26 protein-coding genes are annotated in these 26157 nt (G+C 47.9%); 17 read left to right on the top strand and 9 right to left on the bottom strand.

Going from position 1 to position 26157, the window contains the following annotated elements:
* Positions 1 to 123 precede the first annotated feature (123 nt).
* The 10 genes from FQV43_RS07720 to FQV43_RS07675 all read left to right on the top strand — a co-directional run bounded on the left by FQV43_RS07720 (position 124) and on the right by FQV43_RS07675 (position 9022).
* Positions 124 to 834, top strand: a complete 711-nt coding sequence (locus tag FQV43_RS07720) for a helix-hairpin-helix domain-containing protein (protein ID WP_146339840.1) — start codon at positions 124 to 126, stop codon at positions 832 to 834.
* On the top strand, positions 831 to 2222 hold the full coding sequence (locus FQV43_RS07715; RefSeq protein WP_146339838.1) for a ComEC/Rec2 family competence protein: 1392 nt from the start codon (positions 831 to 833) through the stop codon (positions 2220 to 2222). Before FQV43_RS07720 ends, FQV43_RS07715 begins: the two co-directional genes overlap by 4 nt.
* Before the next feature lie 62 nt (positions 2223 to 2284).
* Complete coding sequence (locus FQV43_RS07710) at positions 2285 to 3292, top strand: IS1595 family transposase (RefSeq protein WP_146339836.1); 1008 nt, start codon at positions 2285 to 2287, stop codon at positions 3290 to 3292.
* A 484-nt stretch (positions 3293 to 3776) separates the two neighbouring features.
* Positions 3777 to 4733 carry a DNA polymerase III subunit delta gene (gene holA / locus FQV43_RS07705; RefSeq protein WP_144273339.1) on the top strand — a complete coding sequence of 319 codons (957 nt, stop codon included), beginning with the start codon at positions 3777 to 3779 and terminating at the stop codon, positions 4731 to 4733.
* 54 nt (positions 4734 to 4787) lie between these two features.
* Positions 4788 to 5186, top strand: a complete 399-nt coding sequence (locus tag FQV43_RS07700; protein ID WP_370511211.1) for an ankyrin repeat domain-containing protein — start codon at positions 4788 to 4790, stop codon at positions 5184 to 5186.
* A gap of 103 nt (positions 5187 to 5289) precedes the next feature.
* On the top strand, positions 5290 to 6633 hold the full coding sequence (locus FQV43_RS07695; protein ID WP_246846892.1) for an ABC transporter substrate-binding protein: 1344 nt from the start codon (positions 5290 to 5292) through the stop codon (positions 6631 to 6633).
* Positions 6630 to 7475 carry a carbohydrate ABC transporter permease gene (locus tag FQV43_RS07690; RefSeq protein WP_144273469.1) on the top strand — a complete coding sequence of 282 codons (846 nt, stop codon included), beginning with the start codon at positions 6630 to 6632 and terminating at the stop codon, positions 7473 to 7475. The genes FQV43_RS07695 and FQV43_RS07690 overlap by 4 nt, the downstream gene beginning before the upstream one ends.
* Complete coding sequence (locus FQV43_RS07685) at positions 7472 to 8362, top strand: carbohydrate ABC transporter permease (protein WP_144273336.1); 891 nt, start codon at positions 7472 to 7474, stop codon at positions 8360 to 8362. Before FQV43_RS07690 ends, FQV43_RS07685 begins: the two co-directional genes overlap by 4 nt.
* Positions 8363 to 8364: 2 nt before the next feature.
* Positions 8365 to 8673, top strand: coding sequence for a hypothetical protein (locus FQV43_RS07680; protein WP_146339834.1), 309 nt, complete (start codon positions 8365 to 8367; stop codon positions 8671 to 8673).
* A 7-nt stretch (positions 8674 to 8680) separates the two neighbouring features.
* Positions 8681 to 9022, top strand: coding sequence for a hypothetical protein (locus FQV43_RS07675; protein ID WP_146339832.1), 342 nt, complete (start codon positions 8681 to 8683; stop codon positions 9020 to 9022).
* 108 nt (positions 9023 to 9130) lie between these two features.
* Here the strand turns inward: FQV43_RS07675 and rpsT are convergent, their stop codons facing one another.
* From rpsT to FQV43_RS07660, 3 genes are all read right to left on the bottom strand, one after another.
* On the bottom strand, positions 9131 to 9394 hold the full coding sequence (gene rpsT, locus FQV43_RS07670) for a 30S ribosomal protein S20 (protein WP_144273334.1): 264 nt from the start codon (positions 9392 to 9394) through the stop codon (positions 9131 to 9133).
* 220 nt (positions 9395 to 9614) lie between these two features.
* Positions 9615 to 10175: a type II toxin-antitoxin system PemK/MazF family toxin gene (locus tag FQV43_RS07665; protein WP_146339830.1), complete on the bottom strand. Its 561-nt coding sequence runs from the start codon at positions 10173 to 10175 to the stop codon at positions 9615 to 9617.
* Positions 10176 to 10300: 125 nt separating this feature from the next.
* A complete protein-coding gene (locus FQV43_RS07660) occupies positions 10301 to 11452 on the bottom strand; it encodes an MFS transporter (RefSeq protein ID WP_246847002.1) in 1152 nt (383 codons plus the stop codon).
* Between FQV43_RS07660 and FQV43_RS10215 the strand changes: the two genes are divergently transcribed.
* Complete coding sequence (locus FQV43_RS10215; protein ID WP_246847024.1) at positions 11409 to 11555, top strand: hypothetical protein; 147 nt, start codon at positions 11409 to 11411, stop codon at positions 11553 to 11555. The genes FQV43_RS07660 and FQV43_RS10215 overlap by 44 nt on opposite strands.
* A gap of 70 nt (positions 11556 to 11625) precedes the next feature.
* Positions 11626 to 13473 (top strand): translation elongation factor 4, encoded by a 1848-nt coding sequence (gene lepA / locus FQV43_RS07655; RefSeq protein WP_144273331.1) that lies wholly within the window; start codon positions 11626 to 11628, stop codon positions 13471 to 13473.
* Positions 13474 to 13556: 83 nt separating this feature from the next.
* Here the strand turns inward: lepA and FQV43_RS07650 are convergent, their stop codons facing one another.
* From FQV43_RS07650 to FQV43_RS07640, 3 genes are all read right to left on the bottom strand, one after another.
* On the bottom strand, positions 13557 to 13721 hold the full coding sequence (locus FQV43_RS07650) for an antitoxin (protein WP_144273330.1): 165 nt from the start codon (positions 13719 to 13721) through the stop codon (positions 13557 to 13559).
* Between the two features lie 95 nt (positions 13722 to 13816).
* Entirely contained in the window at positions 13817 to 14767 is a 951-nt protein-coding gene (locus FQV43_RS07645) for an AEC family transporter (RefSeq protein ID WP_146339826.1), read from the bottom strand.
* Between the two features lie 36 nt (positions 14768 to 14803).
* Entirely contained in the window at positions 14804 to 15556 is a 753-nt protein-coding gene (locus tag FQV43_RS07640; protein WP_146339824.1) for a YggS family pyridoxal phosphate-dependent enzyme, read from the bottom strand.
* A gap of 73 nt (positions 15557 to 15629) precedes the next feature.
* Here FQV43_RS07640 and FQV43_RS07635 point away from each other — a divergent pair, with 73 nt between their 5' ends.
* Positions 15630 to 16922 carry an alpha/beta fold hydrolase gene (locus FQV43_RS07635; RefSeq protein WP_210415266.1) on the top strand — a complete coding sequence of 431 codons (1293 nt, stop codon included), beginning with the start codon at positions 15630 to 15632 and terminating at the stop codon, positions 16920 to 16922.
* A 28-nt stretch (positions 16923 to 16950) separates the two neighbouring features.
* On the opposite strand, the gene FQV43_RS07630 is transcribed toward FQV43_RS07635, so the two are convergent.
* The 3 genes from FQV43_RS07630 to FQV43_RS07620 are packed head-to-tail and all read right to left on the bottom strand — an operon-like array spanning position 16951 to position 20624.
* On the bottom strand, positions 16951 to 18621 hold the full coding sequence (locus FQV43_RS07630; protein ID WP_146339822.1) for a phospho-sugar mutase: 1671 nt from the start codon (positions 18619 to 18621) through the stop codon (positions 16951 to 16953).
* The gene (gene deoC / locus FQV43_RS07625) at positions 18614 to 19300 is read right to left on the bottom strand and encodes a deoxyribose-phosphate aldolase (RefSeq protein WP_146339820.1); all 687 of its coding nucleotides are present in this window, start codon (positions 19298 to 19300) and stop codon (positions 18614 to 18616) included. The genes FQV43_RS07630 and deoC overlap by 8 nt, the downstream gene beginning before the upstream one ends.
* Before the next feature lie 31 nt (positions 19301 to 19331).
* Positions 19332 to 20624 (bottom strand): thymidine phosphorylase, encoded by a 1293-nt coding sequence (locus tag FQV43_RS07620; protein WP_144273325.1) that lies wholly within the window; start codon positions 20622 to 20624, stop codon positions 19332 to 19334.
* 129 nt (positions 20625 to 20753) lie between these two features.
* Here FQV43_RS07620 and FQV43_RS07615 point away from each other — a divergent pair, with 129 nt between their 5' ends.
* The 4 genes from FQV43_RS07615 (at position 20754) to FQV43_RS07600 (ending at position 26043) form a co-directional block, all read left to right on the top strand.
* Positions 20754 to 21164 (top strand): cytidine deaminase, encoded by a 411-nt coding sequence (locus tag FQV43_RS07615; protein ID WP_146340484.1) that lies wholly within the window; start codon positions 20754 to 20756, stop codon positions 21162 to 21164.
* A 111-nt stretch (positions 21165 to 21275) separates the two neighbouring features.
* Complete coding sequence (locus tag FQV43_RS07610; RefSeq protein WP_146339818.1) at positions 21276 to 22490, top strand: NupC/NupG family nucleoside CNT transporter; 1215 nt, start codon at positions 21276 to 21278, stop codon at positions 22488 to 22490.
* A gap of 438 nt (positions 22491 to 22928) precedes the next feature.
* Positions 22929 to 24218, top strand: a complete 1290-nt coding sequence (locus FQV43_RS07605; RefSeq protein WP_146339816.1) for a hypothetical protein — start codon at positions 22929 to 22931, stop codon at positions 24216 to 24218.
* Between the two features lie 343 nt (positions 24219 to 24561).
* The gene (locus FQV43_RS07600; protein ID WP_146339814.1) at positions 24562 to 26043 is read left to right on the top strand and encodes a hypothetical protein; all 1482 of its coding nucleotides are present in this window, start codon (positions 24562 to 24564) and stop codon (positions 26041 to 26043) included.
* The last annotated feature ends 114 nt before the right edge of the window (positions 26044 to 26157 follow it).

Below are 26157 nucleotides of genomic sequence, written 5' to 3'. Positions count from 1 at the left end.
CACCAGTGGATGAGCCGTTATCCACAAGCAAACTAATGCAGGTCAGAGGGTTTTCCACAGAATATCGTGCTCTATTGCCCTGCACGTTTTTGCTTTCGACGCACAACCTTTACTCTTGTGCCCATGGGGCGGGTATATGAACGAGTAAAAGAATTAGCACGACCAACTGGGCAAGAAGATGTGCTTAATGTGCAACCACTACCACCACGCTATGCACTATCTGGTCGCCAGCTTATAGGGGTAGCGGTTTGTGCATTGGCAATAGTAGGAGCACTCTTTTTCTTCTCTGGTACCTCTGTACCACAACAAGTAGTGCCACCAGCAGAAATAACTCCATCTGCGGCAGGTAATTCTGTGGCAGATAATAGCGCACTGCAATCAACTGCGCCATCAGCAAAGGAATTGGTGGTTTCGGTTATTGGAGATGTGTCTAGGCCAGGCTTGCATACGCTGAGTCCACAGGCAAGAGTAGCCGATGCACTGAGCGCAGCTGGTGTTTCGCAGGAGCGTTTTCACGAACCACGGTTTCATGCCCTCAACCTTGCGCAGCAACTTCAAGACGGAAAACAAGTATATGTGCCGTATCCAGATGAGCCTATCGTCGCGCTGCAATCGGATGCAGATAGTGTGAGTGCTGAGAGCGGGAAAATAAATATCAACACAGCAAGTGTCGAACAATTGCAGACTCTTAGTGGAGTCGGGCAAAAAACTGCGGAAGCTATCATTGCGTATCGGCAAAGCATTGGTGCGTTTAGCAGTATTGATCAATTGCTTGAGATCAAAGGAATTGGTGCTGCTAAATTTGCTCAAATAGAAAACCAGGTCACATTATGAATGACCTGCGTCTGGTACCTGCTGCATTGAGTGTTTGGGTAAGCACCTTTGTTATGTTGCGAACTGGTCAATGGTGGTGTGCGGCAGCAGTAGTAGCGATAGGAGTCTGCCTATGTGCATTGTGGGATAAGATGCAGGCTGGTGTGGTGGGGCTTGGCGGTTTCTGTGCCTTAGTGTGCGTGGGAATAAGGATGAATGTGTTGCAACGTAGTGGATTGGCACATCAATTACCACCTACTATGATGATGCGGGCGCAATCTCGACCTTTTCAGACGGATTCTGGATGGATTATCGAGGCTCGCTTTGCCCATAGTCCCGGTAGCATACCTATTTTTTATCGCGGTGCACATATCTCGCAAAGCAGCTGTTTACATCCGGGAGCACCTTTTGTGGTGAGTGGGAAAGCAGTCGCTACAGATAAGGCTGTGCTATTGAAGCATATGTATATTGCGAGTGATATACGGTGTGTGGAACAGACAGAACCCACGATATGGGAAAAATATGTTCAGCTTATGCAGGGAATAAAGGATAATTTCTTATCCGCCGTAGGGCACTATATTGATGATGATGCAATCGCTGGTTTGTATGCTGCGATGGTTATGGGGGATACGAGTTTACAAAGCGAATATGACAAACAAATATATGCTGCAACAGGATTAGCACATTTAAGTGCGGTATCTGGCGGTAATGTGGCAATCATTACGACGACTGTCATGCTTCTGCTTGGATTATGCGGTTGTAGTCCACGCATATGTGCTGTTGGTGGGCTAGTTTCCTTGATACTATTCGCTTTATTTATTGGGTATGAGCCTTCGGTGATACGGGCAAGTGCCACCGGAGCAGTGAGCATGGTGGCTGCATTGAGTATTACGCGAGCACCACCAATACATACGTTGTCTCTTTCTGTTATTGGCATTGTGGTGTGGGATAGTGACATGGCAAGCAATTATGGGTTCTTGCTCTCTGTTTCTGCTACTGCTGGGATTATCGTGCTTAATCCGATCTTTTATCGTGTTTGCGCCAATATACCCTGGTGGCGTATCCCCGATGTAGTAAATAGAACAGCTGCAGTGGCATTGGCTGCTGAGATGGCGACCATTCCTGTTATTGCTGTGATGAACCATACGCTATCTCTGGTGAGTTTCTTCGCTAATGTTTTAGTTGCAGCGGTGGTAGCACCAATAACTGTGTTGGGTTTGCTTGCAATTGTGCTGAGTAACTGTGGGTTTTTCAGCGTCGTAGCCTATATTCCGATAGCCTTGTGCCAACCATTAGTGCGTTGGATATATTGTGTTGCCGAGCGTGGTTCTCAATTACCTTACGCACACATTTCCTTATCGCAGGGGTGGGTAGGGGTGGCGTGGAGTGCTGTGTTCTACCAAAATTGACATCGAACATAACAACGAACACCCCGTTCTTCATGTCGGGGGAGGTTTTTACAATTTAAGACATGACAACCACAGACATCATTAACCAAGTCAAAGAGATAATTTCCACAGTCACACCAGAAGAACGACAACACTTGATTGAACAGCTGGAGCAGTTGTTTCACGAGCCAGAGTATGGTGAGATTCTGTCACAATGTCCACGCTGCGAGTGTGATTCCGTTGTGCGCAAAGGCACATCAAAGGGCGGGCAACGCTATTTGTGTAAAGGGTGCCAGCGCACCTTTGGACACTCCACAAACAAAGTTCTCAAAACCTCCAAACTGTCTTTAGAGACATGGAGGAAGTTCGCTGAATGTTTTATCGACGGTGTAAGTGTTCGTCGTAGTGCCGAACGCTGCGGGGTTGCTGTTGCCACTGCTTTCTTTATGCGGCACCGTGTTCTTGAGCTGGTTGAGAAAAATGCTAAAAAAGTTACGGTGAACAGGGGAAACTTAGCTTATATCGATGAAACGTTTTTCCCTATTAACTATAAGGGGGCAGCTGTGCCTGATGGTGTTAAAGCTAAAAAGCGCGGCGGGTTAAGGAAGGGGAAAAGTCAGTCAAGGTTGTTGGTTTGTGTGGTTATGGGCGTGACATCTACGGGAAGTATTTTCCATCAAATTGCTGGATACAGTAGTATTTCTAAAAATACCGCCCGCCTAGCCCTTGGTGACATTGTTACGTCTGGTTGCACTGTTATCACGGACAAAGGTTCAGGCTATGTTTCAGCGCTAGAAGAACTTGGTGCTACCCACAGGGCTTATCATTCTAAAGATGACCGCGGCAAACTTGCGCCAATCAACGCACTGCACTCTAAAACCAAACGGTTTATGAGGCGTTTTAGCAGTGTCGCCTCCAAGAACCTACACCGCTATCTATCATGGATGGAATGGATCGACAACAACACAGAACGTGAAACGCTGGATATTCTACGCCAATCCACATACACAGTTCATCGTTGCTCTATGAATAGTGAGCATATCCCACCAATGGATGATCTAACACGACGAACCATTACAGGCATGATGTAGCACGTAAAACGCCATAAACAAAGCTGGTTAATGTGCAGGAATCCTTGCTGGGATAAATGGTTGTGATACGTGGTAACTACACAACGTTATAGAAGCAATCATAGGTATGCGAAAAAAGGGAATGCCTAAAGCATTGAGTATCAATACAGTGCCTGCGCCAACCCACCGTTGGGGTTTAATGCCCTCCTTTTAGCACCAATCATATTATTAGGTTTCGGCAACTCTTGGGCAGTTGCGGTAATTGTTTCTCGTTCAATCACTGTTCGTGCAGGTGAGGGGGTTTATTGTTAGTCTATGTCAATTTTGGTAGAACACAGCAGGCGTGGAGTGTGTTGCTGGTGGCCTGGGTTATCTCTTTGGCATTATTTTATGGTTCCCGAAAGAAAAGACCTGAGGAAAGATCTTAAGGAAAAGTTTAAGTGGGATTGTGCTCACTTATTTTCTAGACTGAAGTGAGCACAAATGAGCAAGTAGCGGGAGCATAATGATTCAGCAGTCACATCTTATCCTCGGCGATGAGGAGTTTTTGGCAGAAAGAATACGTACTGAGCTGATTGCTCAGATAAAAGAGCAATCATCGTTGGGTGATAACATTGTTGTTTCACGGTTGCGTACCGGAGATGTTACGTCGGCGGAAATGATTGAATTGCTTTCGCCTTCACTTTTTGGTGAAGATCGCATTGTTATTTTTGAGGAAGCGCAAGACGCAGGTAAAGAGCCCATACAGCTTGTACTTGAAGCAACACATAACCCCACCCCAGGTGTTTATCTGATTATCATGCACAAAGGTGGTGGTCGCGCTAAAGCTGCCGTCGAAAAGCTCAAGAAATATACACAGGTGCATGAGGTTGCAAAGCTCAAAGCGCATGAAAAGTCTGCGTGGCTTATGGCAGAGTTTCGTCGCTATGGGCTTTCGCCTACTCCCGACGTCATCAATGCGCTGCTTGAAGGGGTTGGCTCAGAGCTGCGTGAGCTTGCTAGTGCTGTGTCGCAATTGGTTTCTGATACTGATGGCAAGGTCGATGTAGCAGCTGTTCGACGATACTACGTTGGTGTTGCTGAGGTTTCAGTATTCGATATTGCAGATTTTGCTTGTTCTGGCAATGCTGTGCGTGCTTTATCGGCAACACGGCGGGCTTTGCAATTGGGGATTAGCCCTGTTGCTTTAGCTGCTGCGTTGAGTAGCAAAGTGTCAGCTATTGCCAGGTTGTATTCTACTCGGGGCAGAATCAATGGAGCGGCATTAGCTGGGCAATTGGGTATGCCGGTTTTTGCTGTGGAGAAAACGGCTAAAGTGGCGCGGCGGTGGAGTGGTGATGCGGTGAGTCGGGCAGTCATTCTTATGGCTGAGCTTGATGCGTCGGTGAAAGGACAGCGTGGTGGCGATGAATCCTTTGCCGTGGAGGACGCTGTGCGAAAAATATCACAGCTCGCGGGGTAACTCCTTGCGTTAGGAAGGTCGGTCAAAGAAAGGCTGGGAAAAACAATGAGCGATATACATAGTGAGGAAGAACTAGAACAAGTAGCTGAGTTTGCAAGCAGGCTTTTTGATTTGGCTCGCAGCAATGATCCGCAGGCGAGTATAGATTTGGCTGCCTATATTGATCAGGGTGTTGATGTTGATTTGATGAATCATGAGGGTAATACGTTTGCAATGTTGGCTGCTTATTGTGGTAATGCCCAGACATTGCGGGCGTTGATTGCTCGTGGCGCAGATGTGAACAAGCTCAATGACAGGGGACAGTCGCCGCTTGCCGGGGCTATTTTTAAGAAAGAGATGGAGATTATTTCCATTTTGCTTGCCGCTGGTGCCGATCCTTATGCGGGGCACCCGAGTGCGGTGGACACGGCTCGTATGTTTGGGATGGATGATTTATTTACATTTTTAGAATGAAATGTATGTTATATCCATCGAGACGCTACTATGTGATCTAAGCAATAAATCTTTGCTTCTTATGTGTCCTCTAGATTTAGCGCACCATGACAGGAGATTCTTTGTGTTTTCAACCCAAAGACCACTAAGCCAGCTCAAACGTCTCATAGCGGTAATAGTTCTGGCGACGATGATGCTGTGTGGCTTGAGTGCTTGTGGCACAGAAGATGATAAAGGATCTGTGTATTTCCTCAACTTTAAGCCAGAAGCTGATGAAACTTTCCAAGCAATAGCTCGTGAGTACGAAAAAGAAACAGGCGTGCCCGTGAAAGTGGCTACAGCTGCCTCCGGCGAATATGAACTAACGCTCAAAATTGAGATGATGAAGCGTCATTCGCCCACGCTTTTTAATGTCAATGGCCCTGTTGGTCTGCATAAATGGTTGCCCTATACCGCAGATATTTCTGATGCAGAGTTTGTCCGTAATCTCAAAGACGACAACCTTGCACTCAAAGGTGATGACGGAAAAACTTATGGCGTGCCCTTGGCAGTAGAAGGCTATGGAATTATTTATAACCAGGAGATTTTTGATAGATATTGTGCATTGCCAGGTGCCAAGGTAGCGTCGGCGGCACAGATAAATAATTTTGCCACTCTGAAAGCAGTGGCGGAAGATATGCAGGCTCGCAAAGATCAGCTTGGTATTCAAGGTGCTTTTGCTTCTACATCACTAGCATCAGGTGAGGATTGGCGTTGGCAAACTCACCTGACCAATATCCCCATTTACTATGAACTCAATGAACAAGGCATAAGTGATACAAAGGACATTAAGTTCACATATAACCAGGAGTTCAAGCAGATTTTCGACCTGTATCTCAATAACTCCACTATTGATAAAAAATTAGCGCCCTCGAAGAATGTAACAGATTCCCTTTCTGAGTTCGCTCAAGGAAAAGCCGCCATGATCCAAAACGGCAATTGGGCGTGGAGTCAGATTTCTGGGGTAAAAGGCAACATAATCAAAGAGGACAACATTAAATTCTTACCCATTTATACCGGTCATGCCGGCGAGGAAACTCAAGGGCTTGCAGTAGGTACTGAAGTATCACTGGCAGTTAATGCGCGAGCCACTAAAGCAGATCAACGAGCCACAATTGAGTTTGTGAATTGGCTTCTTTCTTCCGACGTCGGTAAGCGCTATGTCTCTGAAGATCTTGGGTTTAATGCACCTTTTACTACCTTTGGTCCAGACGACATTCCGAGTGATCCGCTTACCGCGGAAGTAGCTAAGTATGTTTCTAATGAGCAATTGCGGACTATTCCCTGGATTTTTACTATCTATCCTTCCCAAAAATTCAAGGACACCGTGGGGCAAAGCATGGCGCAATATGCTTCTGGTAGTGCTCAGTGGCAGGACGTCGTCGACGTATTTGTTGATGAGTGGAAAGCAGAAAAAGAGGAGCAATAATGAGAACTCTCAAAAAATACTTTCCCATTTTTGTACTGCCAACACTCTTGGCATTTTTGATAGCGTTCTTGGTGCCTTTTATCCTCGGAATCGGATTATCGTTTACTAAGTTCACGACCTTCAGCGATGCGCAGTTTGTTGGACTTGAGAATTACCGCCTTGCCTTTGGCGGGCGTAGTGGTTTTGATAAAGCATTTGTGTTTACCCTCTTGGTGGCCCTGGTTTCAGTGCTGAGCGTGAACATTTTTGCTTTTGCCCTGGCATGGTTATTGACTAGGAAACTGGCGGGCACAAATTTTTTCCGCACTATTTTCTTTATGCCCAATCTCATTGGCGGAATTGTCCTTGGTTATACCTGGCAAGTGCTGGTTAATGCGATATTGGCAAAGTACGGAACTACCATTGTTGCTGATTCTTCCTTTGGCTATTGGGGACTGGTTTCTTTGCTGAACTGGCAGCTCGTAGGGTACATGATGGTTATTTATATTGCGGGCTTACACAGCGTGCCACGAGAGCTCATCGAATCAGCATCCCTCGATGGGGCAGGCAAGTGGCAAACCCTCAGGCACGTGACTATCCCCATGGTGATGCCCGCCATTACTATCTGTTTATTCCTTACCCTCGCCAATACCTTCAAGATGTATGACCAAAACCTTGCGCTGACTAATGGTGCACCGCGCTCGGAAACGGAAATGGTGGCGCTCAACATTGTACGTACCATGTTCTATGAAGTAGGCAAAGAGGGAATAGCGCAAGCTAAGGCTGTGATTTTTGTGGTGATTGTGGCTGTGATCGGAATGTACCAGTTGCGTGTGACAAGGAATCGAGAGGTAGAAGCATGAGTACGCGTAGCAGTATAAAAAATAGCAGCATAAAAAAGAAGAACACCAGTGAACTCGGTACCTCAAGTCGAGTGCTCATCTACCTCATTCTTATTTTCTTAGCCCTCGTCTTTCTTGGTCCTATTCTTTTTGTGCTGATTAACTCATTTAAGGCAAAGTTCTCTATCGCCGATAACCCCTTTGCCTTACCACTGGGCGATATGTATGTGGGAGTAGAAAACTACGCCAAGGGATTGGCAGTATCGGGTACACTCTCGGCAGTGCTATGGTCAGCAGTGATTACAGTGCTCTCAGTTATGGCAATTGTGTTCTTCTCATCAATGACTGCATACTATATTGCCAGGGTGCGCACGTGGTGGACCAAGGCACTATATTTTGTCTTTGTCTTTTCTATGGTTGTCCCATTCCAAATGGTCATGTTTCCCAGCGCAAAAATTGCGGATTTACTCTATCTAGCAAATCCGCTGGGTATGGCAGTGCTGTATCTTGGGTTTGGCGCTGGGCTATCGGTGTTTATTTTTGTGGGATTCCTTAAAACTATTCCCACAGAAATAGAAGAAGCTGCAAGTATAGATGGTTGTTCACCACTGCAAATCTACTTCAGAGTGGTGCTGCCCATGCTCAAGCCCACCATGATTACTGTGGGCATCTTGAACACAATGTGGATCTGGAATGACTATTTGCTGCCTAACCTGGTGCTTGGTGCGGGAAGTAAATACCGCACGATTCCCATTGTGCTGCAATTCCTAGTTGGTTCTAATGGTAACCGTGATATGGGAGCCATGATGGCTATGCTGGTGTTAGCGATTATCCCTATTGTTATTTTCTATGTCCTCGGGCAGAAATACATTATCGAAGGGGTAGCTGCAGGCGCAGTTAAAGGATAATAATGCCCAAACCCACTAAGCAGCGCACCCTTTCCGACTCCTCATGGTGGCACCTGTTTTCCCTCGCCACCGACGTCATCCTCATCAATTGGCTTCTCATCTTATCCGCAGTGCCAATGCTGAGCATTGGTGCTGCTATCCATGCCGCGGGCACGCAACTCATTCAACTTCAAGCAGGCCAACAACCACGAACACTCCAACTCCTCGGCAACTTCTTTCGAGAACTTTTTTCCTGGAAAACCACCCATTGGCGCTACGCAACAGGCTCTTGGTTAATTTTGCTCGGGATTTTTTCTCCTCAGCGCTTATGAAATAGCGGTGATTACTCGTGCCGATCTAACCAGAACCAGCACAATTGTGTGCCTTGGTGCGGTATTCTCCGGCATGGCACTAAGCATAAGCATCATGATGTGGGTGTGGTTATTGTTGTGCCAGCGCCAAGAGCACTACTCATTCACCGGGTTATTGTCCCGTGCAATTCGCTGTTTTCTTAGCGACGCACCTGCTAGCTTGGTGGGAGCATTATTGTGGTTTGTGCCGGCTATTGCGATATATCTCTACCCGCCGGGGTGGCTGGTCGTCGTGGGTTTTTATGCTGTTATTGGCTGTGCTTTGACGCTATACCTATTTCAACTTTGTGCATTACGAAAACAACTGTGATAATTCCTAAAGCCCAAAACCCCTGCTCGATATGACTCATGTGCCATATTGAGCAGGGGTTTGCGGGAAATAGTAACCTAGAACATTTATAACTAGGAAACCCAAGAATTAGGACATCTTGTTAAAAGCGTGTGCCATCTTAGATTTCTTGTTCGCAGCATTGTTGCGGTGGAAAACACCTTTGGTTACTGATTTATCCAAGGCACGGGAAGCAACACGCAATTGTGTTTCTGCAGCAGCTTTGTCGCCAGCTTCAACGAGTGCACGGAACTTACGAATCTCGGTGCGAACCGCAGAGCGGATAGATTGATTACGACGACGAGCCTTCTCGTTGGTGAGAACGCGCTTCTTCTGTGACTTGATATTTGCCATGATTACCTCTTTATCTCTTACTTATGCCGGCGCTCGTATTTACTTCCACACTTAAGGTGGTTCTGCGTCAGGGATGAACCCAAGGTCCTGTTCATCTTAGGTGGCGCACGAAAAATATCAGCGACGAACGTGAATAAATAGCAAAGAGAAACTATAGCACGCTTGGCGTGAAAAAGAAAACAACTACCTCTATGCCTTATTTATGCTTAGGCTTGTATTCTTATATCCAGCCGTACTCGGCGCGAAGTCGGTTAGCGATTCGCTCAAAACGACTCCGGGGAATGATAGCGCCTTGTCGTCGAATAGCTATTTCTGGTACTCGAATGATTTTGTCTAGGCGCACCCAGTTTTGTTTGCCGCTTTCATCCCACGGTCCTACGCCGATGTCGAGCCATGAATCTTCTTTATCGTGCTCGGGGTTAGAGGAGGTGAGTAAGCCAAGAACTTCCGCACCGTGGCGGGCAATAACCACTAATGCTCGTTCTTTCTTTTTGTTTGTGGGGGCAAAAAACCAGACGATTTCCCCTGGATCTACTTGTCCATCCATGTCAGGGGCGTAGATGATATTGCGGGCACATTCACTCGAAGAACTTACCTGGCAGTCAATGTATTTATGGGCATTATGCTCTGCGACGGGGGAGTGATTTTTTTTATGCAAACCAAGGCGTTCATTGAGCGCAGACAAACCAGTATCAAGCGGATTTTGTTTAGTGCCGCGTTGCGTTTTATTTTTTGCCCACAGCGATTTCAGCTGTGACCCAACACGAAATTTGCTGCTCATAGTGGTTTCACCTTCGAGTGATGGCTATTAGCCGGGCATTATCTGAGAAAATACCTAATCTATTTTTAGATTTCCCTAGTCTAGCACGATCTTTTTCTGTTTACCTGCCGAAAGCCTAAAAATTCTTAATGCGCCAATTGTGTGGATTGGTATCCAATGACTATGACAGCTGCTGCACAACACCAAAATGCTGCTAATCCGATTGGCACTACTATTCCTGCGGAAGCATAATGCAAGGCAACTGCCATGGAGCATAAGGAGAGGATTCCGCCGAGTCTCGACAACGCACTGGATAATGATGTGATAGCGCCAATTTTTTCCATAGGGGCTGCTTCGTTAATTCCAGCGCGACAGCTATTGACAATAATCGTGCAGATGAAAATAAAAGCTGAGTACGGGATAAGTGAGGCGATCCCGGTGGACATCAGGCTGGCATAAAGGAATAGCAGGATTGGGATAGATATGAGAAAAGGATGTGCAAAAAGAAATCGAGCAAATCGACTCTGTTTAGAAAGGAACCCGGCGAGAAAACCGATCGCCTGGAAAGTTAAATAGAGGAAAAGAAATGTATTTTCGCTCAGCCCTTTATCCAAAAAACTCCCTTGCCACAGTTGGAAATGAATTTGGATAATGCACTGCAAGACAGTCATGAGCACAATATAAAATTGCACTGTCGACGATTCTCGCACGGTATGGAAACTTTCAGATATATGCGATCTGAATAGTTGTAGTGATGTGGTGTTGTGCCTTTCCCGTTTGACGTGTGTTTCTGGGATCTGGAACCATAGCAGAACAGAAATGATGGATAGTACGGCTAGTAGTGCAGAGATGAGATAAATGTTGTATCCGATGGTGGTATAGAGAATGCCACCGAGGGTGCCGCCGATAATCATTCCGCTGATATCAATTTGACTGCTGCGGCCGACTAGCCAGGAAATGCGTTGTGCTGCTTGTCTTTGGTCTAGTGCTGTGGCTTTTGCGTTATTGACTAAGGCTGCGTCGAGAGTGCCAGAATTCAGTGATGCCGAAAGGGCATAGATGCCCCAGGCGATCATGAGGATTACCGGCCCTGTGCCAGCAAAAACCATTAGAAAGAACACCGCAAGAATAATTTTTGAGGCGATGTAAAGAGTTTTGCGGTTGACTAGGTCTGCAATGACGCCACTGGGGAATTCGGTAAGGAGAATGACTAGGCTAAAAAGCGCTTGCATGACAGTTATTTGTGGCAGTGTCATGCCTTTATTCAGTAAGAGTGGGGTCAAAATTGCATGGGGCATAGCCATCGCGGCGGATACCAGGCACGATGAGACGAAGAAAGAATGTGTGCTTGAACGTCGGTGGGCTATGGAAGAAGAATACATCGTGCCTGATAGTACCTAATGTCTGCTTTGTACCATAAATGCGGTAGTGTGATAGCGGAGTTCGATTAGCGTTGAGGAAAAGGAACTGCATGGTGAACAATTACGCAGAAAAAACTTTTACGGATATTAGTAGAATCCGAAATTTCTGCATCATTGCCCACATTGACCACGGTAAATCCACCTTGGCTGACCGTATTTTGCAATTATCGCAAGTTGTCGATGCTCGGGATATGCGCGATCAGTATCTAGACAATATGGATATTGAACGCGAGCGTGGCATTACGATTAAAGCCCAGAATGTTCGGTTGCCGTGGGTTCCGCAGTCGGGTCCTTATGCGGGGGAGGAAATCGTCATGCAGATGATTGATACCCCTGGTCACGTGGACTTCACCTATGAGGTATCGCGTGCGCTTGAAGCCTGTGAAGGCGCAATTTTGCTGGTCGACGCCGCCCAGGGTATTGAAGCCCAAACTTTGGCGAATCTCTATTTGGCGATGGAAAATGACCTGGAGATTATTCCGGTGCTCAACAAAATTGATCTGCCTGCTGCCGACCCTGACAAGTATTCTTTGGAAATCGCCAATATCATTGGGTGCGAACCAGAAGATGTGTTGCGCGTTTCAGGTAAAACCGGCGAGGGTGTGGCGGCACTCCTGGATAAGGTTGCGGAGCTGGTACCAGCACCAACTACTGAGTATGACGATGAAGCCCCAGCGCGCGCTATGATTTTCGATTCTGTCTACGACACCTACCGGGGTGTGGTGACCTACATTCGTATGATTGATGGCAAACTCTTGCCACGCCAGAAAATCAAGATGATGTCTTCTGGCGCAGTGCATGAGTTGCTAGAAATTGGCATTGTGTCTCCTACACCCAAAAAGTGCGATGGTCTAGGACCTGGTGAAGTAGGGTATTTGATCACTGGAGTGAAAGACGTGCGCCAATCAAAGGTGGGCGATACCGTCACGTGGGCACAACATGGTGCCCAAGAACCTTTGCAAGGTTATGCGGAGCCTAAACCTATGGTGTACTCGGGTCTGTTTCCTATTTCCCAGGCGGACTTCCCGGATTTACGTGATGCTCTTGAAAAATTACAGCTTAACGACGCTTCGCTGAGCTTTGAGCCAGAAACATCTGTGGCCTTGGGCTTTGGTTTCCGTTGTGGTTTCTTAGGTCTGTTGCATATGGAGATTACCCGTGACCGCTTAGAGCGTGAGTTTGGGTTGGATCTGATCTCCACAGCACCGAGTGTGAGTTACCGAGTGGTATCCGAGGATCTCACTGCACACCAGGTGCATAATCCTTCTGATTGGCCGGCTGGCAAGCTCCATGAGGTATGGGAGCCTATTGTCAAGACTACGATTATTGTGCCGAGCGAGTTCGTCGGTAGCACGATGGAATTGTGCCAATCAAAGCGTGGTCAGATGGGTGGAATGGATTACCTGTCTGAGGATCGGGTGGAATTGCGCTACACCATGCCTTTGGGCGAGATTATTTTTGATTTCTTTGACTCCTTGAAGTCGCGCACCAAGGGTTATGCGTCGCTGAATTATGAAGATGCGGGTGAACAAGAAGCCGATTTGGTGAAAGTGGATGTGCTGCTCAATGGTGATCCAGTGGATGCCTTTAGCGCTATTGTGCATCGTGATTCTGCACATTGGTATGGCAATAAGATGACGAAAAAACTCAAAGAGCTTATTCCGCGCCAGCAGTTTGAGGTGCCGATTCAGGCGGCAATTGGCTCGAAGATCATTGCGAGAGAAAACATTAGAGCAATGCGCAAAGATGTGTTGGCTAAATGTTATGGTGGCGATATTTCGCGTAAGCGTAAGCTGCTAGAAAAGCAGAAGGAAGGTAAGAAGCGCATGAAGTCCCTGGGGTCGGTGTCAGTACCGCAGGAGGCTTTCGTTGCTGCCTTATCTACCGACGAAAACTAATGTTTTTGTCTCCAATGGTGAAAGGCTAAAGCGGGTGTGCATGATTTTATTCATACACACCCGCTTTGTGTTGAGTTTAGGGTTTAGTTCTCGCCGATTTTACCGTCGATGGTGTCGCGTACTTTCTTTACCTTGTCTGCTTTATCTGCACCAAGTTTGTCAGTAGCGAGCTTTTCTGCCTGGTCAAGAACTTTATCAGAGGTTTCTTCATTCTTGAGTAGGTCTTTTGCTTTGTCGAAAATACCCATAGTGTAATCTCTCCTTAAAACATGAATATGGGAAAACAACTAACACAAGCCAGTGTGCCATAAAATGCAGCAGGGTGCCGTATAAGGAAGGTGCCTTAGCGCCCAAAGAGCAGTGCAATGCAAAACATCACTGGCAGGGAGAGGAATGTCGAGAGCAAAATAGTATCCCGAGTGATTGTTTGCCCTCGCTGGTAGGTAGCGGCATAGTTATACACATTTTGTGCAGTCGGTAGTGCTGCCAAGATCACTACTGCATAGAGTTGGTCGCTGTGAAGGTGGAATAACGCCCCAAAGCACAGTGCGAGAACCGGCATAAGCAGCACTTTTATTGTGGTGGCAAGAATGGTGAGTGCTCGCAGTGATTCTGGTGCAAGGACGCTGGCCTTGTGCAGGGAAGCACCAAAACTGAGCAGAATAACCGGAATGGATGCCCCGCCTAGGATACTCAGTGGTTCGAGGATGAGTTCTGGCACATGAAGCGAGCAAATACTCACCACCAAACCAGAAAAAGCTGCCAGCACAACGGGGCTGAGGAGAGAATTTTTGAGGGAGTGGAGTAATTGTTGCCAGACACGAGTGTTTTGGTTATTTCTCGTGATGAGCGCCAGAATAATCGGGGTGAAAATCAACATTTGTACCAAGAGTAAGGGTGGTACATATGCCGTGCTGCCAAGGACATATATGCCCACTGGTAGCCCAATGTTGTTGGAATTGACGTAGCCTGAGGCAGCAGCACCCATTGTCAATGTGGCACCATCGACCTGAGAAGCATTTTTATAGCGTGTATAAGCATAAGCGAGTGCAAGGAATAATGCAGCACTGGCTAGTGCGGTCACAATGGATACCAGGCTAACTGTGCTGAAAAAAGAATCAGTTGGCGCTGTGCTGACTACTTGAAATACCAAGGCGGGGGTGGCGGCGAAGAAAGCAATGCGGTTGAGGGTGAGGCGTTGCTCGTCGGAAGCGATAATGTTGAGGCGGGCAAGGAGATAGCCAACAAAAATGACGGTAAAAATGACTGCAAAACCTTCTAATACGCCAATCATGCGACGTCATCCTCTCTCATTGATAATCCCTACTCTCTAATTGCGTTGCCCAAAAATTGCGGTTCCAACTCGAACACTCGTCGCGCCCTCTGCAATGGCCCACTCAAAATCGCCTGACATTCCCATAGAAAGCTCTTGGAAATCCTGGGCATTAAGTCCTGGTGGTAATTGCGTACATAATGAGTCGCGCAAGTTGCGTAATCGAGCAAAACTAGATCGCACCACTTTTTCCTCGTTGCTGCGTTGTGCCATGGTCATGAAACCGCGTGGGCGTAGGGTGGATAGCTGGGCAAGATGAGGTAAAAACTCAGCCACTTCCTCTGGCGCAAACCCACCTTTTTGCTCCTCGCCAGAGGTATTGACCTGGATAAACACATCTAAGGTGCGGCTTTCGCTACGAAGGCGTTTATCCAATTCCTGCGCTAGGCGCACAGAGTCCAACGCATGAAACTCATCTGCATATGTGGCTATCTCTCTAGCTTTATTGCGCTGCAAGCGTCCAATGGCACACCACCGTGGCTGGGTAGTCAGCGCGGTATGCTCATCGCGCAGCGCTTGGGCTTTCTGCGCCAATTCCTGTGGACGATTTTCGCCAAAAATAGTCATACCAGCGTTGAGAGCATTGTGGATGACAGTGAGTGGATAAGTTTTGCTCACTGCGATAAGTCGAACTGACTCCGCGCTACGACCAGCGTGTTCAGCAGCATGGGCTATCCGCTCCTGCACCCGGGCATAATTATCTTTTAAGGTGCGAATACTGGCGGTGCGCGTAGTATCAGGAGAGCTCATGGGCACTAATCCTAGCGCATATTTTACCGCCGCATAGAGAAGTCCTATGATCGAGCTTATGCACTCTGAGCTTATTACCCTTGCCACCAGCCGCCACTATGGGCATACCATCAAAGAATATGCCCTTACACTACCCTGGGACTATGCTCATCCCACTGAGCACTTTGACCTCTTTGCCAGAGAAATAATCCCTGATGGTGGCGAGAATTTCCCAGCTTTGCTCTATTTGCAAGGCGGACCTGGTTTTCCGGCTCCTCGTCCTCTTGCCCCGAGCGGACTAATTGGCGAAGCACTCAAAAAATATCGTGTGATTTTGTTGGATCAACGCGGCACTGGCAGATCACACCGTATTGACGCATATAGCGGCCAAGAAGATAACACACTGGCACGCCTTTCGACGCTACGCCAAGAAAATATCGTCGCTGATGCAGAACAACTCCGCCAAGCCTTGGGCATTAAGAAATGGTCGCTCTTTGGGCAAAGTTTTGGTGGTTTTTGTATTACTGCGTACTTGAGTGCTTATCCTGATTCTGTAGAAAAGGCATATTTAACTGGGGGATTACCGTCGATAAGCGCGAGTGTTGACGAGGTGTATCGGCATACTTTTGCTAAATTGACGTATCGCCAAGAGCAATTTTTTAGCCAATTCCCTTGGGTGAGCCAGCGCATTAGGGAAGTGGCACATCATCTTGATAATGCCCAGGAGTTGTTGCCAACTGGTGAGCGGTTGAGTTCGCGCAGAATGCGTACGGTGGGTATTGATCTTGGGCGTGGGAATGGATTTTATTCTTTGGCGTATCTTTTTGAGGATCCTTTTCATGAGGTTCGTGGGGAGAAAAAGCTCAAAGGTGATTTCTTGGCTAAAGTAGGTGCGGCTGTTAGCTTTGCGCAAGCGCCACTGTATGCGGCGATTCATGAATCTATCTATGGTGGCATTGGTGCTGGTTCTGGTGCTACGGCTACTGCGTGGTCAGCACATCGAATTCGGGAAGAAATACCTGGTTATGAGGAGCATGCAGACCCACGCAAGGCTGATAAATACTATCTCACGGGGGAGCATATCTTCCCGTGGCAGTTCGACGAAGACCCAGCGCTGGCTGCTTTTAGTGCTGCGGCACAGGAACTCGCACAGTACCAGTGGCAGGAGAGCCCTTATAATGCGCAGGTATTAGCACAGGCTGAGGTGCCTTGTGCCGCAGCGGTGTACTATGACGATATTTTTGTGCCGCTAGAGTTATCAATGGAAACAGCGCATACCTACAAAGATTGCCGACTCCATATCACCAATTACTATCAACACGATGGTATTGGTCATGATGGTGCCGGCATTTTTGCGCTCCTTGATGAGAAATTACGCGACCACTAATACGCACCTCATGTGCACCTCGACGTGGTTAGCCACTGAGCAGTTGTTGCACTTGGGCTTTGAGGCTGCTCATGCGCTCATAGGCCTGTTGCCACGGTACAGGTTGGTCGGCTAGACATTCGCAGAACACTTCCAGGTAGCATTTGACTTTTGGCTCTGTGCCGGAGGGTCGAATGATAATGCGATCTTGGTGTTGCGTCTCAAAGATAAGGCAGTTGGTTTGCGGTAAGTGCTCTAGTGCACCACGTTCTTCGGGGGCGCGGGCAAGGTCAATGACAGTGGTGACTTTATCCGCACCAATAGTTTGTGGTGGATTGTCGCGTAGCGTATCCAAAATTGCGCGCAATTCATCTTGATTATCGCTACGCACACTTACTGCGTCGCTATGGTACAAACCATGCTCATGGGCTAACTCATCCAACACATCAACCAAAGTGCGATTCTGTTCCTTGAGCCTAGCCGCAATAGTGGCAGTGTAGAGCGCAGCGGAAATGCCGTCCTTGTCGCGTACCACATCAGGCTGACAACAAAAGCCAATCGCCTCTTCATAACCAAACGCCAAGTGCGGGACGCGCGAAATCCACTTGAACCCCGTAAGAGTAGGCTCATAGTCAAGACCATGCGCTGCGGCAATATGCGCGAGCAATCTACTTGAGACAATAGAGCTGGCAAGTTTTTGCCCCGGCTGGGCAGTTTGCGCAGCATAATGCCCAAGGATCGAACCAAGCTCATTGCCATTGAGTTGACGCCACTGACCATTATGCTTGAGTGCCACAGCACAACGGTCTGCGTCTGGGTCGAGGGCTAAGATGATATCGGCATCGTGTTGTGTGGCAGTGCGAATAGCAAGATCAAGGGCTCCTGGTTCCTCAGGATTAGGGAACGAAACAGTAGGGAAATCCGGATCAGGATAAGCCTGTTGGCTTACTAAAATCACATCATCAAATCCAGCACGAGCTAGTACCCGCGTCAGGGTCGCACCGCCCACACCATGCATTGCTGTTGCGACGATACGCAGTGCGGCTGCCGTTTGTGGTGGGTTCAGCTCTGCCTTTGCCAATACTGCTGCCTCATAGTCAATCTGTGGGTATTCAGCGTGCACACAGTGGTGTTGAATACGCTGGTGTATCTCATCGGCATGAGGAGCCTGGGCGATATGAGCTGCAATTTCAGTATCTACTGGTGGAATAATTTGCGACCCAGCGCTCGCCCCACCCAAGTACACTTTATAGCCATTGTCTTGGGGCGGATTATGTGAGGCGGTAATCATAATGCCAGCATCAGCTGATAAGGCACGCACAGCATGGGCTGTTACCGGGGTGGGATTGCGTGGCTCTAAGAGCACAGGGGTACCACCAAGTAATGAGATAACAGCAGCGGCGTCACGGTGAAATTGGGCAGAACCATGCCGTGCATCACAGCCAAGAACAACTCGTGGCTGCTGAGATACATTTTCTTTGAGCCAGCTCACCAGACCATAAGTAGCTCTAAGCACCACAGCAGTATTCATACGGGATTCGCCAGCTCCCAGAGCACCGCGTAACCCAGCAGTACCGAACTCTAATGGTCCAGCAAACCGCCCCCGCAGCTCCTCGACGTTCTGCGTGCGGATCAGCTCAAGAATCTCAGCACGAGTGCGCGGATCAGGGTCATGTTCTGCCCAGCGCTGGGCTTGGTTAAGTAGTTGCTCGTTAGTCATGTGCCTGACTCTCATCAGCATCCAACCCTGCCAGCACCGCAGCAGAAGCAGAAAGCCCTAAACGAGTAGCTCCATTTTCGATCATGGCAGTTGCTGTTTCCGCATCTCGAATACCACCGGATGCCTTCACACCCAATTGCCCGCCGACGGTATCCGCCATGAGTTTCACCGCAGCAACACTAGCGCCGCCAGCTTTATGGAAACCAGTAGAAGTCTTGACGAAATCAGCTCCTGCCTGCTGGGCAGCTTTACAACACGCGACGATTTCCTCGTCGGTTAGTGCTGCTGATTCAATAATCACTTTGAGCACTTTGCCAGGACACGCAGCACGAACTGCGGAAATTTCTGCTTCTAGCTCGTCAAATTGCGCAGTTTTTACTAGGGCTAAGTTGATGACCATATCAATTTCATCAGCGCCATCAGCAACAGCTCGTGCTGTCTCAGCAGCCTTAATCTCAGCGTGTACTGCGCCAGAAGGAAAACCAACAACGGTTGCGATCTTTAGGCTTTCTGGAACATCGACCGGCAATTGGCTAGGAGAAATGCAAATGGAATATACACCAAGGCGTTGAGCTTCGTCGATAAGCTCTTGAATTTGATGAGCAGTTGCCTCGGGGGCAAGGAGAGTGTGGTCGATAAGCGCTGCAACAGCTGCTTTATTTAGTTTCTGCGTAGACATATGTGCCATCCTTAAAAAAATTTATGAACAACTAACTCTTGGTAACCCGGCCCAAAATAACACTATCGCGCTCGGCAGCCGGCTCCTGGGTCACAGCCACACCAGGTAGCAAAGACTCCAACGCACGCTCAAAACGGTACTCGTCATCAGAGTGAAGCGTGAACAAGGGATCGCCACTGCGAACAAAAGCGCCCAAATCCTGGTGAATCTCAATGCCCGCACCCGCTTGTACCGGATCCTCTTTACGAGCACGCCCAGCTCCCAAACGCCAGCTCGCCACGCCCAACGCCAAGGCGTCCATCTGGCTGAGGTAGCCATCTTTATCTGCATACACAGTATGAGTATGGGCAGCGGTAGGCAGTGCAGCATCTGGATCGCCACCCTGGGCACTAATCATGGCACGCCACGTGTCCATCGCACGCCCATCTTTGAGGGCTTGCTCCACATCAGCGTCATGCACCCCAGCTAATTCCAGCATTTCGCGCGCCAGCGCCACGGTAAGCTCCACCACATCAGCAGGGCCACCACCGGCAAGCACTTCCACGGATTCACGCACTTCAAGGGCATTGCCAATCGTTTTGCCCAGCGGGACGGACATATCGGTCAGCAATGCCACGGTGTTCGTGCCGGCGTCGGTACCCAAATCAACCATTGTCTGCGCCAATTCACGTGCTTTATCCAGGTCTTTCATAAAAGCACCCGAACCAACTTTGACATCCAGAACCAGGTTGGCTGTACCTTCAGCGATTTTCTTACTCATGATGGAACTTGCAATAAGTGGAATGGACTCCACCGTTGCTGTGGTGTCTCGAAGCGCATAGATTTTCTTATCCGCAGGCGCCAACCCCGCACCAGCAGCACAGATAACGCAGCCTGGATCTGCGAGAATCTCCATCATGCGGTCATTAGAAATGGCAGCTTGCCAGCCCGCAATGGACTCCAATTTATCTAATGTGCCACCCGTGTGCCCCAAGCCACGGCCAGATAATTGCGGCACTGCCACGCCAAAACTTGCCACCAATGGGGCCAGTGGCAAGGTGATTTTATCTCCCACGCCACCCGTCGAATGTTTATCGCTGGTTATTTTTCCGAGGGAAGAGAAATCCATAGTTTCGCCGGAATGGATCATGGCCCATGTCCATTGGGCAATTTCTTCCCGATTCATACCGTTGAGGAAAATTGCCATATTCAGGGCGGACATTTGTTCATCGCCCACCACGCCGCGGGTGTATGCGTCAATAACCCAGTCGATCTGTTCTTTACTGAGTATGCCGTGGTCGCGTTTTGTTCTAATGATGTCTACCACATCAAATTTCTCTGCCATAAGGAGAGCCTTTCGCGTTAAGAGAATATAAAAATAAGTCCTTTTTATTCTAGCGATTTTCTTGGCGAGAAAGCGCTATGCTGAATGAGTTAGTTTGTGACTAATAACCAAAAAGCAGAGAGAAGAATCATGAGTCCAGAAGAATTGCTTGAATATGCACGACGTGCTGCTCGTACCGCTTACGCACCTTATTCGCATTTTCCAGTTGGTGCAGCATTATTGCTTTCCGACGGCAGGGTAGTTCCTGGCTGCAACTTTGAGAACGCTTCCTATGGATTAGCCATTTGTGCTGAGCGCAATGCGATTGGCACGGCAATACATGAGACACCTGGTGGCAGAGCTATCGACGAGGCAAAGTTTCGTATCGAGGCGGTTGCCATTGTGGGCAAAGCTGGCCAGCCTTGTTATCCTTGCGGGGCGTGTCGTCAAGTATTGCGCGAGTTTGAGTGCCAGCAGGTGATCGTCGAGAGCGAGGATGGGGCACGCAGTATTCCGTTTGAGCAGATTTTGCCTTATTCTTTTGGTCCTGAGTCGCTCTAGGCTGCATAGATTTCTCTATTGCTTGATAGATAATTTATTATTTTCCTAGCTCAATTCTTAACTTAATTGCGGCTTATATAGTTATTTCTTAGATTGAATGGCGGTAAAAATATGGAGCGCTTTCAAGGCCTGCTTGGCATTATTGCTATTTTGGCGATTCTGATTGTGTGCTCACGCTCACGCAGAAATATCAACTGGCGCACACTCGCTGTGGGCTTGGCACTGCAAGTTGTATTGTCCTTGCTGGTGCTGAAGTGGACAGTGGGCTTTAAGGCAATGGAATCGGTATCCAAGGGCCTAGAAAAGCTCACCGAATTCACTAATGAAGGTACTTCTTTTGTATTTGGTTCCCTCTTTGATACTGAGAATGGCTTTGTCTTTGCGCTGAATGTATTGCCGGTCATTATTGTGCTGGGTGCCATTATTGGCGCACTGTACTACCTGCGTGTTATTCAGTTCTTTGTTGATATTTTTGGCGGGGCGCTCAAGAAACTGCTTGGCACATCAAAGGTGGAATCCGTGTGGGCATCCACGGTTATTTTCCTTGGGCAGTCTGAAGCGCCGCTGGTTATTGAGCCTTATCTGAAGAAATTAACAAAGTCGGAACTTTTCACCTGTATGACTGGTGGTTTTGCTTCTGTTGCTGGTTCCACACTTATTGGTTATTCCCTGTTGGGTGCACCATTGGAATATCTGCTTGCCGCTAGCGTGATGAATGCGCCTGGTTCTATTTTGGTAGCTAAGGCGTTCATGCCGGAGACGGAAGAATCCACTTTGGATGCGAATGTGCGCGATGTGCGGGATACGCAATCCCATAATCTTATCGACGCCATTGGTCGCGGAGCCATGAATGGTGGACGTGTGGCAGTAATTGTGGGTTGTTTGCTTATTGCTTTTATCGCCGGCATTAGTATGTTCTCTGCCGTTATTGGTGGGGTGGGGCATCTTTTCGGGCAGGACAATTGGTCTTTGGAAGGTTTATTTGGTGCTATTTTCTCCCCTGTTGCATGGCTTATTGGTGTGCCGTGGGATCAGGCGCCGCTTGTGGGCTCTTTCATTGGCGAGAAAACGATTATTAACGAGTTTGTCGGTTACACCAGCATGGGTGAAAATCTTGCCCAATTGGATAAGAAATCACTGATGATTTCCACTTTTGCTTTGGCGGGATTTGCTAATATCTCCTCCATTGCTATCCAGATTGGTTCTATTGGTGCTTTGGTACCCGAGCGCCGTGGTGAGGTGGCGCGTCTGGCACCGCTGGCTTTGATGACGGGTTTTGCCACCAATATGCTCAATGCGGCGATTGTTGGTGTGGTTGCTCTATAAGGCGCAGTTAAAGCATATAGAGCTTTCCGACGACCAGGCACGTTGTGCTTTAATCGCATATTTAAGGGTGTGACTGCTAGTTATGAGCTAGTGGTCACGCCCCTTTTGTGGTTATGATGAGAAATGCTTTTAGGTTTTTCTCAGCTTTGTGTTTGTGGTTGGGATGGCTTGGAAAGTGTTTTTTGTTCTTTTTCCTAGGAGAGAAATAATGTTGTTGAATCGTTTTGCTAAGCGTGCTGCGGCTGTGGTTGCCGTTGGTGTGCTTGGTTCGGGTTTTCTAGCCCCCCCCCCTCAGTATTAGCCGGTCCTGGCGGTACTAGTGTCTACGGTGGTGGCGGTGACGGCGATTACCAGGGTGGTGGTGCTGATAACGTCGATAATGTTCATGGTTCGTGGGGTGGTGCGAACTGTGATACGGGTTCGGTCTGTGTAAAGCAAGTGGGGGATGAAACAAAGGTTACCTGGCAGGTGCAGTTATCACCGCTGGCGATAGCTGAGAATCATATTCAAGCCACGCATGGTGCACAGATTATGATTCCTTCCACCGTCAAGGATGTGTCGATCAAACTTACGCATATGCCTGTTGAATTTGCAGAGTTTGGTGAGAGTGATTACCCTGCGCAGGTTGTGGATTATCAGGTTCCAATTGTGGAGTCGAAAGATGAAGTAACTGATAATGATACGTACAAAGTGTCGTCGTTTGTGAAGAATCCTGATGGTTCTTTAGCTGATGATAAAACGGGTATATATGGTGTTCAGCCTTCTTCTTTTGCTGAGCAGCCTGATTGGGATTTTTATCAGGTGTATCTGAATACAATCGGTATTTTTACATTTGAGGTCACCGGCTCTGTTGAGGCTGTTGGTGATGATACCTATGTGCCGATTCGTGCGGATAATATGTTGTGGAGGTGTGCCTCCGAGGGAGGTGCAAATGATTCCCATGGTGTTGGTAGTGCTATGGAAGGCTGTGTTTCGTTAAAAGAATCTGAGTGGGCACAAACTGGTGAGTTGCCTCCTGTTACTACCAAAGAGCAGTCTGAGGATACTCGTAACAAGATTGTCGAACTATATAAGAAGCAGGGGAAAGTTGATGGTTTGACTGGTGTTGGTGCGTGTGCGGTAACGCAGAATACGGATCGTTTTGACACTATTGGTAGTGATATTGAGGATGCTGCCGAGGGGAAACATCATGCTTATCGGAATAGGTTTAATCTTCACTTGAATCCTACGGTGAGGTATTATGGTCCGCTCAATGGTGATGAGGATAACTGTGATCAGGGTTTCCAGCACATTACGTTGTGCTCTGATGAGGAGACTGAGGTTCCGCCTAGTGAAGAGCCTGTAGAGTCTGAGGAACCAACGCCTTCTGAGGAGCCACAGGAATCTGAAGAGCCTACTCCTTCTGAAGAGCCTGAAAAGGTTGGTCCTGCTAAGCCTTCTAAAGAATCTGAGGAGTCACAGGAGTCTGGGGAGCCTACATCTTCTAAGAAATCACAGGAGCCTGGAGAACCTAGTTCTAGTGAAGAACCTGTTTCTTCTGAGAGTAAGTTTGTACCATCTGCTCAATCTGAGCAGGATAAACCTGCCGATTCTAAGCCAGAATCTAAGTCTGCACCTAAGACCGTTATCTCTGAAAGCGTGAAGGATAACGTTGCTAAGCAAGCTAAGACTGTAGCGAAGAAAGATCGTCCTAAAGTAACTACGGGTGGTCATCTGCGCGTAGCGTAATTTTTGTTTCTTAAGATGTTTAAGAGTCCTGGCACCATTGGTGCTAGGACTTTCTGTGTTGCTTGGGTTATGATGGGAAACGCTTTTAGGTTTTTCTCAGCTTTGTGTGGTTGAGGATGGCTTGGAAAGTGCTTTTTTGTTCTTTTCCTAGGAGAATAGAGGAAATAATGTTGTTGAATCGTTTTGCTAAGCGTGCTGCGGCGGTTGCTGCCGTAAGTATGCTTGGTGCGGGTTTTCTAGCCCCCCCCCCTCAGTATTAGCCGGTCCTGGTGGTACTCGGCCTGAGAAGGAAAATGTTTATGGCTATTGGGGTGGCGCGAACTGTGATACCGGTTCTACCTGTGTGAAAAAAATTGGTGATAAAGCAGAGGTTACCTGGCAAGTGCAGGTAGCACCATTAGTACAATCTGAGGATCATATACAGACCTCGAAGAGCGCGCAGATTATGGTGCCTGCCACGGTTGATGTGACTTCTATTCGTTTAACTCATATGCCGACTTCTGGTGAGTTGGGTGATGAATCCAAGGGGGAGGATTCTCATAAACTCTATTGGAAGGACGTTCAGGGAAATACTGTAGGTGAATCATACAGTCTGTTGCTAGAACCAGAGGATGCTAGAAAAGCATATGAAGAAGATTGGGAATATGCTACTGAGCTAAGGTTTGGTCCTGCGCAGGAAGTGAATTATGAGGTTCCCATTAAGGATAGTTCTGAATTAGATTTATCTCATGTTGAGCGTGATGCTACCTATGGTGTTACTCCGTTTTATAAGTTCACTGCTGAGGAATCAGAGAAGTTGAATCAGCCTCGTGGTGTTGAGCCTTCTCGTTTTGCTGATCAGCCTGAGTGGAACTTCTATCAAACCAGTTTAGGTGAGAATCTTGGTGTTTATACTTTTGAGGTCACCGGTACTGTAGAAGCGGTTGGTGAGGATACGTATGTGCCGATTCGCGTTGATAATGTGATGTGGAGATGTTCTTCCGAAGATGAGTTTGGTAGCGGTGAAGGTCAAGAGGGTTGTCAGAGTCTGAAAGATTATGAGTGGGGTCGTACGGGTGAGTTGCCTCCTGTTACCACCAAAGAGCAGTCTGAGGATACTCGTAACAAGATTGTGGAATTATACGAGAATCAAGGCTCGAAGCACGGTTTAACGAATGTGGGTGCGTGTGCTGTGACAGCGGATATTGGTCGTTTCGATACGATTGGTAGTGATACTGAGTTACCTGTTGGTGATCGTTATCGGAAATATGCGCAGACGTTTAATCTTCGCTTGAATCCTGCGGTGAATTATTATGGTTCGCTCAAAGGTGCTGAGGATAACTGTGACCAGGGCTTCCAGCACATCACTATTTGTCCTGATGAGGAGCCTGTAGAGTCTGAAGAACCTACTCCTTCTGAGGAAGAGGAAGTTGAGCCTGCTAAGCCTTCTAAGGAAACAGAGGAGCCAACTTCTAGCGAGGAACCACAGGAGTCTGAGGAGCCAACTCCAAGTGAGGAAACTCAGGAACCTACTCCTTCTGAGGAGCCTGAACAGGAGAAACCTGTGAAGCCAGCTGAGCGTCCTGAAGAACGTGAGGAACCAGTTAAGCCTGTTGTTCCACCAACTCTGCCTGATACAGACACTGAGGTTGAGCAGGGTGAGATTGTTACCACCGTTGTAGAGCCTGAGCAGGATAAACCTGCTGATTCTAAACCAGAATCCAAGCCTGCACCTAAGACCGTTATCTCTGAAAGCGTAAAGGATAACGTCGCTAAGCAGGCGAAGAGCATAGTGAAGAAAGACCGCCCTAAAGTAACCACGGGTGGACATCTGCGCGCAGCGTAATTTTTATTTTGCACAATAGTCCTAGCACCAATGGTGCTAGGACTTTCTTAATGGTGCTAGGACTTTCTTCATGTCTTGGGTTATGATGGGAAACGCTTTCAGGTTTTTCTCAGC

It is taken from the genome of Corynebacterium sp. sy039 (assembly GCF_007904105.1).
In the GTDB taxonomy this organism is placed as follows: Bacteria; Actinomycetota; Actinomycetes; order Mycobacteriales; family Mycobacteriaceae; genus Corynebacterium.
The sequence above is the reverse complement of the archived record's forward strand: the minus strand, read 5'-3'. Positions and strand labels throughout refer to the sequence as shown.

What these genes read in the sequence shown, in the direction of transcription:
- FQV43_RS07720 (WP_146339840.1), top strand. Translation starts at nt 124, where the DNA reads ATGGGGCGGGTATATGAACGAGTAAAAGAATTAGCACGACCAACTGGG.
- FQV43_RS07610 (WP_146339818.1), top strand. Translation starts at nt 21,276, where the DNA reads ATGGAGCGCTTTCAAGGCCTGCTTGGCATTATTGCTATTTTGGCGATT.
- FQV43_RS07620 (WP_144273325.1), bottom strand. Translation starts at nt 20,624, where the DNA reads ATGGCAGAGAAATTTGATGTGGTAGACATCATTAGAACAAAACGCGAC.
- rpsT (WP_144273334.1), bottom strand. Translation starts at nt 9,394, where the DNA reads ATGGCAAATATCAAGTCACAGAAGAAGCGCGTTCTCACCAACGAGAAG.
- holA (WP_144273339.1), top strand. Translation starts at nt 3,777, where the DNA reads ATGATTCAGCAGTCACATCTTATCCTCGGCGATGAGGAGTTTTTGGCA.
- FQV43_RS07640 (WP_146339824.1), bottom strand. Translation starts at nt 15,556, where the DNA reads ATGAGCTCTCCTGATACTACGCGCACCGCCAGTATTCGCACCTTAAAA.
- deoC (WP_146339820.1), bottom strand. Translation starts at nt 19,300, where the DNA reads ATGTCTACGCAGAAACTAAATAAAGCAGCTGTTGCAGCGCTTATCGAC.
- FQV43_RS07645 (WP_146339826.1), bottom strand. Translation starts at nt 14,767, where the DNA reads ATGATTGGCGTATTAGAAGGTTTTGCAGTCATTTTTACCGTCATTTTT.
- FQV43_RS07680 (WP_146339834.1), top strand. Translation starts at nt 8,365, where the DNA reads ATGCCCAAACCCACTAAGCAGCGCACCCTTTCCGACTCCTCATGGTGG.
- FQV43_RS07650 (WP_144273330.1), bottom strand. Translation starts at nt 13,721, where the DNA reads ATGGGTATTTTCGACAAAGCAAAAGACCTACTCAAGAATGAAGAAACC.
- FQV43_RS07660 (WP_246847002.1), bottom strand. Translation starts at nt 11,452, where the DNA reads ATGCCCCATGCAATTTTGACCCCACTCTTACTGAATAAAGGCATGACA.
- FQV43_RS07630 (WP_146339822.1), bottom strand. Translation starts at nt 18,621, where the DNA reads ATGACTAACGAGCAACTACTTAACCAAGCCCAGCGCTGGGCAGAACAT.
- lepA (WP_144273331.1), top strand. Translation starts at nt 11,626, where the DNA reads ATGGTGAACAATTACGCAGAAAAAACTTTTACGGATATTAGTAGAATC.
- FQV43_RS07665 (WP_146339830.1), bottom strand. Translation starts at nt 10,175, where the DNA reads ATGAGCAGCAAATTTCGTGTTGGGTCACAGCTGAAATCGCTGTGGGCA.
- FQV43_RS10215 (WP_246847024.1), top strand. Translation starts at nt 11,409, where the DNA reads ATGCCTTTATTCAGTAAGAGTGGGGTCAAAATTGCATGGGGCATAGCC.
- FQV43_RS07685 (WP_144273336.1), top strand. Translation starts at nt 7,472, where the DNA reads ATGAGTACGCGTAGCAGTATAAAAAATAGCAGCATAAAAAAGAAGAAC.
- FQV43_RS07615 (WP_146340484.1), top strand. Translation starts at nt 20,754, where the DNA reads ATGAGTCCAGAAGAATTGCTTGAATATGCACGACGTGCTGCTCGTACC.
- FQV43_RS07715 (WP_146339838.1), top strand. Translation starts at nt 831, where the DNA reads ATGAATGACCTGCGTCTGGTACCTGCTGCATTGAGTGTTTGGGTAAGC.
- FQV43_RS07710 (WP_146339836.1), top strand. Translation starts at nt 2,285, where the DNA reads ATGACAACCACAGACATCATTAACCAAGTCAAAGAGATAATTTCCACA.